We start from the raw sequence: 11836 nt of genomic DNA, 5'->3' as shown, positions 1-11836 counted from the left end.
CCGCATCGGGATGGGGTCGGTGTTCTGGTCCCGCTCCTACTTCGCGGGTTCCTGCGGTGGTGCACCGCTGACCGTCACCCGGCAGTACATCGAGGGCCAGAAACGGCCCCTCTGACCGTCACCACGGAGGCAGAGCGCACTCCGACGCTACGCGCCTCCGGGCCGAGGATGCGTTTCCCTCCCCGGCTGAAGCCCGGGATACACACGCAAGATCAACGGATGGTTCCTCGCATGGGCCCGCTGACCACCAGAAGGGTGTAGAAGCCGCAACCGTCGTCGCAGAGAAAGATGGCCCCGGTAGCCCGGGCGTCTTCGGCCGCATCCGCGGCCTCTCGCCAAGCGTCGTAATCAGCTTGGTAAGCCGTGTCGGAGACATAGTCCTCCCGCTTCGGCTCGCTCTCCCAGACAACTTCGCTCGCCGCGAGCGCGGTGTCCTGGTCGGGGAAGGGGACATGCAGCTTCGCATGGTCCCCATACCGGGCACCATCCCAGTCCCAGCGCGCCCCCTCAAACCGCAGCGTGCGCACCCGGCCGCCTGCGCTGACCCGAAGCAGGTACTGGCGATACTCATCGGGAAACGCCACACCGAACTGTTCCTCGGCTTGGCGCACTTGCGTCTCGCTCAGGACCTCTGGGAGACCACCTTGCCTGCCGACGCCCGTTCCTTGCCGTGCGTAGAGGGCGACGGTCCGTGCTCCTACCTCGTCCCAGTCCACTGCTTGCATGCCAGGCAAGATAACCGGTCGACCGGCAATCCAACCCGGCGACGAAGAGGGCGCCCGGCCGATACCGAACGCGAGGGATTCGGCGGTCTCTTCCACCTGCTTGGCGAACTTCGTCTGCGCCATGCCGTGCCCCGGCGGTGCACTGTGTGCGGATCAGCGGGCGACCGAGATCGCGAAGGGCGCGAATCCGCTGGACCGAATCACGTGCGGTACGAACAGTATCGCGGCCTCTGTGGCGCGGGCGGTTTGGATCCCGCCGAGATCAGTGATCCACTCCTTGCGCCAGCCGAGGTTGATGAGCAGTTCACGGACGGTCTGCTTGGCCTGCAGGTCGTCGCCGGAGAGGAAGGCGTCGGGCGCCTGGGTGAGCGTGGCCGGCGCGGTCATCACCGGGAAGAGCATGGTGTTGAGTGTCTTGACGACGCGCGTTTCGGGGAGCGCTTCCTGAAGTTGCTCGGCGAGGCTTGAGCCGGGGTAGATCAGGTGGGCAGGCAGTCCGTCCGGTCCGTCGACGGTGGCGTTGGAGACGTCGACGAGGATCTTGTCGCGCAGTTCCTCGCGCAGGGCGACGAGTCGGTCCAGCGAGCCGACTCCCGGGGTGGCGTTGATGACGATCTGGGCTGTCCGGGCAGCGTCGGCGGCGGCGCCCGGCGCGCGGTCCGCCACGGTCACCTCATGCCCTGCCCGGGTGAGGGCTGTGGCCAGATTGCCGCCGACGCGGCCGTTTCCGAGAACTGCGATCGTGGTCATGATGATCTGGTCCTTCCGTGCGTGCAGGTTGTGGTGCGCGGTCAGCGTGAGAGCGTGGCGACGGCCTCGGCGTGGACGCCGGGCGCGGCGGCCAGGAGGCTCTCGCTCTGCGGGGTCCAGGGGCGGCGCTCGGCGTCGGAGATCTGTCCGCCGGCCTCGGTGACGAGCAGCGCCCCGGGCAGCAGATCCGCGCGGGCGCCGGCGAACTGCCAGAAGGCGTCGATCCGGCCGGCGGCCACGTTCAGCAGGTGCAGGGTTGCGGGCACGGCGGTGCGGACGACGAGCGCGTCGAAGAGCATCGCGGTGATCGAGGAGCCGACGCGCCGCACGACCTTCTCGTCCTCGTCCGGCCGGGCCTGGCTGGTGGCCACGATGCTCAGGCCGAGGTCCGCGGTCTGGGAGACGTGCAGCGGTCGGCCGTCGAGGTAGGCGCCCGCGCCGGTGAGCGCGGTGTAGGTCTCGCCGGTCAACGGCAGGTGAACCGCAGTGAGCACCGGCTGGTTCTCACGCACGAGGGTGGCGGTCACCGCCCACTCCGGCAGACCGTGCAGGTGGTTGACGTTGCCTTCGGCCGGATCCACGACCCACCATTCGCCGGGCGGCAGCGCCCCGCCGTCCAGCTCGTCCTCCACCCAGTCGGCGTCCGGCCGCAGGCGCGTGAGGCGGGGGCGCAGGATGTCGAGGGCTGTGTCGTCGTTGGCGGCGAGCGCGCGCATCAGCTCTTCACGGTTCCGGTAGCGGACCACCTCGCCGAAGCGCTCGCGCAGCGCCGAACCGGCCGCGCGCACGGCGATCGCAGTCCGGCCGAGCAGGTCGGCGTCGGAGGCGGCGACGTCAGTGGTCTGAAGCGTTTCGGACATGGTGGTACTCCCGTGTGAGGAGGGGTGATGAGGCCGGTCGGGGCAAGCTGTGCGTTCCGTCTTGCGCTCTCGTCTCGACGGTATAGAGCCCCTTCATTAACTTCAAATGCATGTCAAGCACGGCTAGGATTACTCATATGCAATTGGATTTGAACCTGCTCGCCGCGCTCGACGCGCTGCTGGAGGAGGGAAGTGTGACCGGGGCGGCCGCGCGCCTGCACGTCACCGCCCCCGCGATGAGCCGGAGTCTGGGCCGAATCCGGCGCACGACCGGGGATCAGATCCTGGTGCGCACCGGCCGCACGATGACCCCGACGCCGTATGCGATCGCCGTCCGGGAACAGGTGCACGAGCTGCTGCACCAGGTCCAGGGGGTGCTGGCACCGAGCCGTGAACTCGATCTGGCGACGTTGGAGCGCACTTTCACACTCCGCTGGCACGATTCCCTGGTCGCCTTGAGCGGCCCCGCACTGCTCTCGGCCGTGCGCGGACAGGCGCCGGGCGTGCGATTGCGCTTCGTCGCGGAATCGAGCATCGACACCCCCGAGTTGCGGCGCGGCGAGGTCGACCTGGAGGCGAACGCCAACCGCCCGAGCGCACCGGACATCCGCGCCGAGAACGTGGGCGAGACCCGCCTCGTCATCGTCGTGAGGCAGGGGCACCCCCTCACCCGCGTCAGGACCGTCACCGCAAAGCGGTACGCCGCCGCTGAGCACGTCAACGTCTCGCGACGTGGAAACCTCAGCAATGCCCTCGACGACGCCCTCGCGCGGCTCGGCCTCACCCGCCGCGTGGTGGCGACCGCGCCCACGGAAGCGGCCGCGCTGGAGTTCGCGCGCGGCTCCGATCTCCTGATCAGCGTCCCCGAAGCCACCACGCGGTCAGCGGTCGCCGACCTCGGCCTGGTCGTGCTCCCCCTCCCGCTCGAACTGCCTTCGGCACCGATATACCTGTCGTGGCATCAGCGCTACGACACCGACCAGGCCCACGCCTGGTTGCGCGGGCTGGCGCGAACCGCGCTGGCCATGGGCGGGGCGTCGTCGTAGTCGGCGCCGTCCGGCCGCTTCACCGATACGTCCACGCGACCACCGCCGGTCGCGAGGCCCGAGTTTGCCGAGAATGCAGGACACGAACGTCTTGACGGTCTCCTGGCTGCTGACGTTGAAGCAGATCGCCGCCGCGTGAGGCGACGTGCCGAGCGACCGCGCCGCTGCGGGTCAATACACCTAGCCCCGCCCTAAAAGGCGTTGTCCAGCGTCAGGGTGAGCTCGGCGATCCGCCACCCACTGTCGGACCGGCACAGGCCGAACGTGTAGACCCCGGTCGAGATCATTCGGATGCTCTCGCCGGTGTTCCTCGTCCAGGGCTCCGTCGTTCTCGCGGTTGGCCCGACGTGGCCGGTATGGGCCGTGGTGCCGGTGCCCGCGGGAGTGGAGTGTCACCACTCGATGGCGCGTCCGTCGACGGTCGTTCCGGGGTACAGGTGTTCGGCAGTCAGGGCCAGGATGGTGGGATTGATGCGGTCCAGGTGACGCAGCAGCATCAGATCGGCGAACTCCTTGGCGTGGCGGGCGACGGCAGCCACTTCCTCGGTGTCCTGCAGATACTTGCGGGTCTCGTCCAGGTGGCGGGGGTCGTCGTCGTTGGCGGGGTTCTTATGTCCGGCGACCACGGCGCGAGGGTGGACCGCAGCTATCTTGTCGATGGCGGCTATCCAGTCCGCGCGCCGCTCAGGCAGCGGCCGGGCCTTCTCGCCGCCGGCGAGGTAGGGGTGGACGCCGTTGTAGACGATGTCGCCCGCGACGACGAGGCCGATGGACGGCACGTGTACGAACGTGGTGTCCGGTGCGTCGCTGTCGCCGGCCTCGACGAACCGGACCTCTTCGCCCTCCAGGAGGAAGGTGTAGTCGTCGATCACCTCGGGCAGCACGATGTCCTTGACGATCTGGCCGGGAAACTGGCTGTTCCAGAACGCCATTCGCTTTCCGGCGGTGAACTCAGCCAGGGCCACGGTGCCCTCGGTGGCGATCATCCGCGCGTCGGGAAAGTGCTTGGCGACCTCGGAGAAACCGAACCAGTGGTCGCCGTGGCCGTGAGTGGTGTACATCGCGACCAGGTTCTTGCCCGAGGCCAGCACCCACTCGGCCACCTGCCGGGACTGCTCCTCCAGGTGCGGGGCGTCAATCAGGATGGCGTCCCGCTCCCCGTAGATGAGGGTCGCCGACATCGGGGACCAGGCCGGCAGCGGCCGGACCGAGGAACCATCGGGCAGGACCGCCCGGGGAGGAAGGGTGACGAGGACGTCGTATTCGAGAGCCATGGTTGTCTGCTTTCTATGCTTTCGATGCTTTATTCCTGTTTGCCAGGAATGCCTCAAATATTCCCCTCGGGGTCGGCGACCTCACTGTCGCCGAGTCTGTGGGGGGCACCTGATGCGTCCACCGGCGTGCGCCGTGTGGCCAGGCTGCGCGCGCTTTCACGCCCACCCGGTGACGCCGTCCGGTGTCGGGACCGTGCGGCGCTCGCCGTCACCGGGCCGGAACCGGTTCGGCAGCAGGTTGGTGGTGGGGGCGGCGGGTGATGATCAGGTGTGTGATCTCGGCCGCGCCGAGGGCAAGGACGATCAGTGCGGCGCCGATGGGGCCGAGCCAGTGCACGCCGACCCAGTTCAGCGCGCCCTGGCCGACGACGGGGGCGATGGAGACCCCGACGTAGAGCGTCGCGGAGTGGAGGCCAGTCAGCATCGGGGCAGCCGCCGGCATCGCACCGATCAGGCGGTGTGTCTGCGGCGTGATGAATCCCCAGCCGCACAGGCCCCACACGATCAGCGCGACGACGGAGGTGCCGATGTGCGCACTGGACCATGGCATCAGCACGAAGTCGATGGCTAGCACCACGAGGGCGGAGTTGATGATCCGGCGGGCGCCGAGCCGGTCGACCAGGTGCCCCGAACCGAGCGTGCCGATCGTCGAGGCCACACCCCACACGAACAGCAGGATTGCGAGGGTGGTGCCGCTGCCGCCGGTCGCGCGGTCCAGGCCGTCCGCGATGTAGGAGTAGACGATGTACAGGCCGGTGAACAGCAGGAGTGTCGTCAGTAGGCCCATGCCGATACGGCGGTCGCCAAGCGGCGCGAGACGCGTCCGCAGTGGAACCAGCGGCGGATTGGGGATCTTGGGCAGCAGAAGCGCGATGGCCAGCGCCGCAACAGCCCCGAGAGCGGAGACGAACACCATGGTGATGCGCCAGTCACCGGTCAGACTGCCGATGGCCGTGCCGATGGGGGCACCGAGCGCGGTCGCTGCGCTGAGACCGGCCATCACCGTGGAGATCGCACGCCCCCGGCGCTCCGGCGGAGCGAGCGCGGCGGCCGCAGCTATCGCGGTCGGGGTCACCATCGAGCCGCCCAGCCCGGCCAGCGCCCGTGCGAACAAAGCGATACCGAAGTTCGGAACAAATGCGGTCAAAAGGTTTCCCACGACGAAGATGCCGAGTCCGGTGAGGAACAGCGTGCGTCGCGGCCAGCGCGTGGTGAGCGCCGCCATGACGGGGCCGAGGATGGCGTAGGTGAAGGCGTAGGCCGTGATCAGCCATCCGGCGGTCCCGATGCCAACACCCAAAGAATGCCCGGCGTCGGGCAGGATGCCGGCGATGACGAAGCTGTCCGTACCGATGGCGAAGAGCGCCGCAGTCAGTACAAGGAGTGATCGGTACACGTCGGAGGCCTTCCTGGTGATGTAACTATTTCTGTTACATCACTCTTTCAAAGAGAGGCCGATCCGAAGATCGGCCGGAAATAAACCGGATATCACCGAACGCCCGCGTTTCAGGCGGCGGCGAGCGTCTTCTTTAGGACGTCGGCGATGGTGATCGTCGCCAACTCTTCCTTCATCGCGCCCTCGGCGCGGCCGTACACACCTTGCAGCACCGGCGGGAGACCCACGCCGACGGGACACTCCTGACTGGGGAGGGTCGAATGCAATGCGATGAGCGGCTCGGGTTCGACGGCTTCGTAAACATCTTTCAAGGTGATCGACTCCGGCGGTCGCCCGAGCTTCACACCCGCACCTTGACCACGCACCGACACGACCAGGCCGGCCTCACGCAGACCGCCGAGGATCCGACGAATCACCACAGGGTTTGTATTGACACTCGCCGCGATCTTGTCGGAGGTCACAACGCCGCCGGGACGTCGAGGGCAGGTGAGCGCCATCCACGTCAATGCGTGTATGGCCACGGTCATGCGACTACTGGCGGCCATCGGACCCTCCTACCTCGAGCGACTAGTGTTGTAACAGATTCAATTACAACACGGGGCCGCCTGTCAACCGCACCGGCAAGACAGTCCACCCAGCAGGCGCGTGACTATGGCGCCCCGGGCGGTTTACTGATTCGAGTTGTCCGCCAACCCCAGGGCTCCGTCGTTCTCGCGACCGGCCGGGATTGATCACGTGAGTCCGAGGGCGGTCAGCGGCCGGGTCATGTTGCGCCCGTGATGGCGTAAGCCCTCGGCGATGTTGGTCCAACCGGCCAGGCGGAGTGTGCCGATGGCGAGGTTGCGCAGGGAGGCCATCGCCCGTGGCGCGCTGCCGGTGCGCACCCGTGAGGCGTCCTCTCCGAAGGTCACATCCCTGACGTGGTGCTCGCGATTCTCAATGGCCCAGTGTCCGCGTACTCGTTCCGCCAGGTCGGCTGGGGTTGCCTCGTGGGCTCTCAGGCTGGTGAGTGCATAGACGCGTTCGATCGTCACCTTCCCGGTGCGCATCGTGCGCCGTCGGCGGACGATCTGCAGCGCCTGGTCGGCGTGGGGGAAGGGCAGCCCGGGCACGGTGACGGCCTTGAGGCGGCGGATCTCGTCGCGGCCGTGAGCAGCGGTCCGTGTGCGGTCCATCAGAGGCACCTCCTTCCAGGGAAGGTCCTTCACGAGCGCGTGCAGGCTCGGGCGGTTGGCCTTGAGTACGGCGATGTAGTGCGCTTTCTTCTCCTCGACCAGGAACCGCGCGTGGCCGGTCTGGGTCAGCAGCGCGTCGAAGGTCACCACGGCTCCGGTCAGGTCCAGCGATTCGAGTAGGGGGCGGAACGCGGTGATCTCGTTGTGCTTGGTGTCGACCTCGCGTTGGGCCAGCACGATGCCGTCGTCACGCAGAGCCGAGATCAGGTGGACGCAGCGCCCGTCGGCGCGCAGAGCGCCGCGTAGAGATTTGCCGTCCACTGCGACTGCCACTCATGCCAAGCGGGTGCGCGTGTCGCATTTACGCAAGTCCGCCTCGACATTCGTTGCGGCGGCAGGAGCCGCTGTCCTGCTCACCGCCACGACACCCGCGAATGCATCCACCGAGATTGCCGCAACCGCCACAGCCGTTTCGACCACCGACGCGGCAGCCGCAGGGAGCGCGTCAAACCCCTGCAAGGGGAAGCACTACTCAAAGGTCGCCTACACCTTCTGGATCGGCCCGCGCGAGATGCCTCTGCGCTGCGGAACGAAAAATTGGGGCCACAACCATAGTTGCACGCGGACGCTGGAGCACCAGCTTCAAGAACAAGATAGGTGACACACTCTTCAAAGGCTACGAGGCATCGCCTGGAGTGTATTACCGATACAAGGTGGGCACCGGCTGCTCCCCGAAACCGAGGAAGAACTTCAAGGTGGTCGTCAACAAGGGCCCGCTTGGAGGGAAGCCGGGCGGTCTAACACCTCAGGGAATCATTACGGCCACGGTAGAGTACACAACCCCGACCGTAACCGCAGCTGCAGCGAGCGCAAAGGTAAAGTGCTGAGAGGATCCATATGGCCACCCCGGAGCAAGTAAGGGAAGCACTTACTCAAAGGATTTCAGGACTGCAGAGCGAGGGAGGAGGAACCTCTCTTGAAGTCCTCGAGGTGAAGGTGCCGTCCGTCTCCCCGGAATTGCTCCTTAAAATCCAGGTCCGCGCCTCAGGGCAGCTCTGGGAGGTCTCACTTGACTACCAGGGTCATGAAGCGAGTCTGGTGAGCGGAGACCTCGCCGAGGACACCCTGAATTACCTCGGATTCCTTGTGCGCACCCACCTATTCGAGTGGTGGCACACGAAGGACACCGAGAAGATTTCGGGTCGCATGGGGAAGAGGCTGGCCTGAGACGCCTTCCGCTTACCGCTCGGCGGGCTTGATCACCCGAACAGGTTCCTGTTCGGGTGATCTGGCGGCCAGGAGTCGCAAGCGATCGAGCCTCGTGGTTGGCGCGTGCACCGGGCCGACTCACGAACTCCTCACCATCGCGTCGCCCGGCGTCGCGATGTCACCCGCTGGGGCGGCCCTGACGGCGCATCATGTTCCGCAGCGCCAGCCGGGCCGAGATCGGGTCGTCCTGAGCCTCGGTGAGCGGGAACTGCAGGCGGTCCCGGTCTGCTTCGGAGGGGGCCGGCTTGCCGGCGAGCTCCTGGTGGGCCGCAGTGAGCTCGTTGATTCGGGCGAGGAGCTCAGCATGCGGGGCCCGACCGACTTGCTGCCCCAGGCCGCGCTGAACCGCGGCCACGTTCTACCGGCCGACTGGTCCATCGCGACGCCAACCCGGCGTAACGAAAAGCCCCCGGCTTCAGCCGGGGAGGAGTCGCGTCCCGTTCCCCCTCATGGAAGTGCTCGAGGTGCAAAAAGGGTGACAGAGCGGCATGAACGGGCCCATCATCGGGGCGGTTTCGTGGATACCCCGCCGAGGGCGTGCGCCGAAGTCGCCTGCCGGGCGGAGTGGTTGAGGGACACACCTACAGGCGGACCCTCAACTCCAGGGTCACCTCGTCTCCCTCCGCAAGATCCTGCGGCTTGCGCACGGCCGCCTTCAGAGGCAGGAGATAGGCGCCCTCTTTTGGGAACAGCGAGGTGGTGAAGGTGACTTCGCCGAGGCGGGCCTCGACCGGGATCACCCCCCAGCCGTAGCTGGCCGACGAGGCCACCTCGTGGATCTCGGCGGACTCCTCTTCCGGCAGCGGCACGAAGTAGCAGGGGGCGGGACCGCGCCACTCGATCACACGGTTGGTGAAGGTGAGTTCCACGAGGTTGATCCTATGGCCGGCCGACCGGACGGCTTTCAGTCCCCGACAGCAGTGGCCGGGAAAACGCGTGGACCGGGCGGGCGCCGGGACGGCACACTGCGCTTTCCGGCCTGCCCGTCCGACGTCCCCGCAGAGCGCGTCCACCGGACCGGAACTCAGGACGGCCTCGAGACGAAGGCTCATCTGGGTGGCGGACGGGACGGCCACTCCACCACGACTCAAGGTTGGGATGGGATTGCCTGACACGCGTGAGACCGCACCCCGCAAAGGCGCGGTGCTGCTCGCACTTCGTCACTACGGACGGGAAATGGCCCGGCTCCGGCGCTGGACGCTGCCGGCGCTGCTGCTGCCGGCCCTGGGCAACATCGGACTCAACTACCTCGCACCCCTGGTCGTCGCGAAGCTCGTCGGCCGCGTCGCCGACGACTCCCGGGTCACCGTCGGCTCGACGCTGCCGTACGTGCTGGGCTTCGCCGGTGTCCTGCTCGCCGCCGAGGCGATCTGGCGCGTCGGCCTGCACTGCCTCAACCGCCTCGACGCCCTGGGCATCGAGCATCTCTACGTCATCGGCATGGACGAACTCTTCGCGAAAGACGCCGCCTTCTTCCACGACAACTTCGCCGGCTCGCTGACGAAGCGGGTGCTCAGTTTCGCCTCCCGCTTCGAGGAGTTCGTCGACACCATGACCTTCCAGGTCGTAGGCAGCCTGGTGCCGCTGGTGTTCGGGTCGGTAGTGCTCTGGCACTACCAGCCCCTGCTCGTCGTCGGACTACTGGTGATGATCACGGTCACGGCTCTGTGCGTGGCGCCGCTCATCCGCCGCCGCCAGACCCTCGTCGACGAACGCGAGGAGGCCATCGCCCGGGTATCGGGCCATGTCGCCGACAGCCTCATGAACATGGACACGGTCCGCGCGTTCGGCGCGGAGGAGCGCGAGGCCGCCGAACACCGCCTGCGCGTCGCCGAGTCCAGGCGGCTGACCCTGCGCTCCTGGGACTACGGCAACCTGCGCATCGACACCCTGGTCGCACCACTGTCCGTGCTCACCAACGCGCTGGGCCTGCTGCTCGCGATCACGCTCGGCGGCGGCACGCACGGCGTCGAGGCGGTCGTGGTCGCCTTCACGTACTACACCAACGCCACCCGGATCATGTTCGAGTTCAACCAGATCTACCGGCGTCTGGAGAGCTCGATGACGGAGGCCGCCCAATTCACCGAACTACTGCGGGAACCGCCGACCGTGCTGGATGCGCCGTTGCCGGAGCCCCTGGCGCGCGCCGCAGCCGATGTCCGATTCGAGCAGGTGCGCTTCTCCCACGCGGGCGGGAAGCGACTCTTCGACGGTCTCGACCTCGACGTGGCCGCCGGGACGAAGATCGGCCTCGTCGGCCGCTCGGGCGGCGGCAAGACGACGCTGACCCGGCTGCTGCTGCGGATGACCGACATCGACGGCGGTCGGATCCTCGTCGGCGGGCAGGACATCGGCCGGCTGCGCCAGGCCGACCTGCGCAGCCTGATGGCCTACGTTCCGCAGGACCCGGCGATGTTCCACCGCTCGCTGCGGGACAACATCGCCTTCGCCCGACCCGGCGCCACCGACGCCGACGTCCGCCGCGCGGCCGAGGCGGCACACGTCACGGAGTTCGCCGACGCGCTCCCCGACGGCTTCGCCACCATGGTGGGCGAGCGCGGGGTCAAGCTGTCCGGCGGCCAGCGTCAGCGGGTCGCGCTCGCCCGCGCCATCCTGCGGGACGCGCCGATCCTGCTGCTCGACGAGGCGACGAGCTCGCTGGACTCGGAGAGTGAACTCCTCGTACAGGAAGCGCTCTGGCGGCTGTTGGAGGGCCGGACCGCGCTTGTGGTGGCGCACCGGCTGAGCACGGTTGCCGGCATGGACCGGCTCGTCGTCCTCGACCGCGGACGCATCGTCGAGGAGGGCACGCACCAGGAACTGCTGGCCGCGGACGGCATGTACGCGAGGTTGTGGCAGCACCAGTCGGGGGGCTTCCTCGACGACAGCCCCGCACCGGTCGATCTGCACTAGGGTCCGGGTGTGGCGCATCGCAGGCACGCGTGCGGTGCGCCATCCCTGATCTTGGGTGGGTATCCCCGGCTTCAGCCGGGGAAGGAAACGCATGCTCGGGTTGGAGGCGCGCAGCGTCGGAGTTCGCTGCGCGTCTTCGGTGACGGTCAGGTGGGCCGCTTCTGGCCTTCGATGTACTGGCGGACGATGCTGAGCGGCGCGCCGCCGCACGAGCCGGCGAAGTAGGAGCGGGACCAGAACACGGAGCCGATGCCGATGCGGTTGATACGGCCGGTGTACTCGGCGCGCAGGTACCGGGAGCTGACGCCCTTCAAGCTGTTGATCAGCTTCGACAATGCCACCTTGGGCGGGTAGTGCACGAGCAGGTGGACGTGATCGCTTTCGCCGTTGAACTCCTTCAGCTCCGTCTCGAAGCTGCCGCACACCTC

14 protein-coding genes are annotated in these 11836 nt (G+C 67.6%); 4 read left to right on the top strand and 10 right to left on the bottom strand.

The window, feature by feature from the left end; all coding sequences use genetic code 11:
- The coding region (locus LZ604_RS34630; RefSeq protein ID WP_234520132.1) for a transposase at window positions 1-115 on the top strand (115 nt) is incomplete at its 5' end.
- A 97-nt stretch (window positions 116-212) separates the two neighbouring features.
- On the opposite strand, the gene LZ604_RS34625 is transcribed toward LZ604_RS34630, so the two are convergent.
- The 3 genes from LZ604_RS34625 to LZ604_RS34615 are packed head-to-tail and all read right to left on the bottom strand — an operon-like array spanning window position 213 to window position 2335.
- Window positions 213-848: an SMI1/KNR4 family protein gene (locus tag LZ604_RS34625; protein WP_234520131.1), complete on the bottom strand. Its 636-nt coding sequence runs from the start codon at window positions 846-848 to the stop codon at window positions 213-215.
- A 30-nt stretch (window positions 849-878) separates the two neighbouring features.
- Window positions 879-1475, bottom strand: a complete 597-nt coding sequence (locus LZ604_RS34620; protein WP_234520130.1) for an NADPH-dependent F420 reductase — start codon at window positions 1473-1475, stop codon at window positions 879-881.
- Between the two features lie 41 nt (window positions 1476-1516).
- A complete protein-coding gene (locus LZ604_RS34615; RefSeq protein ID WP_234520129.1) occupies window positions 1517-2335 on the bottom strand; it encodes an inositol monophosphatase family protein in 819 nt (272 codons plus the stop codon).
- A 137-nt stretch (window positions 2336-2472) separates the two neighbouring features.
- Here LZ604_RS34615 and LZ604_RS34610 point away from each other — a divergent pair, with 137 nt between their 5' ends.
- Window positions 2473-3381 (top strand): LysR family transcriptional regulator, encoded by a 909-nt coding sequence (locus LZ604_RS34610; RefSeq protein ID WP_234520127.1) that lies wholly within the window; start codon window positions 2473-2475, stop codon window positions 3379-3381.
- Between the two features lie 392 nt (window positions 3382-3773).
- On the opposite strand, the gene LZ604_RS34605 is transcribed toward LZ604_RS34610, so the two are convergent.
- The 4 genes from LZ604_RS34605 to LZ604_RS34590 all read right to left on the bottom strand — a co-directional run bounded on the left by LZ604_RS34605 (window position 3774) and on the right by LZ604_RS34590 (window position 7547).
- Entirely contained in the window at window positions 3774-4655 is an 882-nt protein-coding gene (locus LZ604_RS34605; RefSeq protein WP_234520126.1) for an MBL fold metallo-hydrolase, read from the bottom strand.
- 208 nt (window positions 4656-4863) lie between these two features.
- Window positions 4864-6051 carry an MFS transporter gene (locus LZ604_RS34600; RefSeq protein ID WP_234520124.1) on the bottom strand — a complete coding sequence of 396 codons (1188 nt, stop codon included), beginning with the start codon at window positions 6049-6051 and terminating at the stop codon, window positions 4864-4866.
- Between the two features lie 110 nt (window positions 6052-6161).
- Window positions 6162-6596, bottom strand: coding sequence for an Rrf2 family transcriptional regulator (locus LZ604_RS34595; RefSeq protein ID WP_234520123.1), 435 nt, complete (start codon window positions 6594-6596; stop codon window positions 6162-6164).
- Window positions 6597-6782: 186 nt separating this feature from the next.
- A complete protein-coding gene (locus LZ604_RS34590) occupies window positions 6783-7547 on the bottom strand; it encodes an ISAs1 family transposase (protein ID WP_234520121.1) in 765 nt (254 codons plus the stop codon).
- Window positions 7548-8123: 576 nt separating this feature from the next.
- Here LZ604_RS34590 and LZ604_RS34585 point away from each other — a divergent pair.
- Window positions 8124-8453, top strand: coding sequence for a hypothetical protein (locus LZ604_RS34585; protein WP_234520119.1), 330 nt, complete (start codon window positions 8124-8126; stop codon window positions 8451-8453).
- 160 nt (window positions 8454-8613) lie between these two features.
- Here the strand turns inward: LZ604_RS34585 and LZ604_RS34580 are convergent, their stop codons facing one another.
- Both LZ604_RS34580 and LZ604_RS34575 read right to left on the bottom strand, forming a co-directional pair.
- Window positions 8614-8850 carry a hypothetical protein gene (locus LZ604_RS34580; RefSeq protein ID WP_234520117.1) on the bottom strand — a complete coding sequence of 79 codons (237 nt, stop codon included), beginning with the start codon at window positions 8848-8850 and terminating at the stop codon, window positions 8614-8616.
- 226 nt (window positions 8851-9076) lie between these two features.
- Complete coding sequence (locus LZ604_RS34575; protein ID WP_234520115.1) at window positions 9077-9364, bottom strand: DUF1905 domain-containing protein; 288 nt, start codon at window positions 9362-9364, stop codon at window positions 9077-9079.
- A gap of 229 nt (window positions 9365-9593) precedes the next feature.
- On the opposite strand from LZ604_RS34575, the gene LZ604_RS34570 reads away from it, so the two are divergent.
- Window positions 9594-11408: an ABC transporter ATP-binding protein gene (locus tag LZ604_RS34570; protein WP_234520113.1), complete on the top strand. Its 1815-nt coding sequence runs from the start codon at window positions 9594-9596 to the stop codon at window positions 11406-11408.
- 146 nt (window positions 11409-11554) lie between these two features.
- Here the strand turns inward: LZ604_RS34570 and tnpA are convergent.
- Window positions 11555-11836 (bottom strand): IS200/IS605 family transposase (gene tnpA / locus LZ604_RS34565; protein ID WP_234520110.1); only part of this gene is annotated, 282 nt, incomplete at its 5' end.

Source organism: Streptomyces glomeratus (assembly GCF_021462825.1).
GTDB classification, from domain to species: domain Bacteria; phylum Actinomycetota; class Actinomycetes; order Streptomycetales; family Streptomycetaceae; genus Streptomyces; species Streptomyces glomeratus.
The sequence above is the reverse complement of the archived record's forward strand: the minus strand, read 5'-3'. Positions and strand labels throughout refer to the sequence as shown.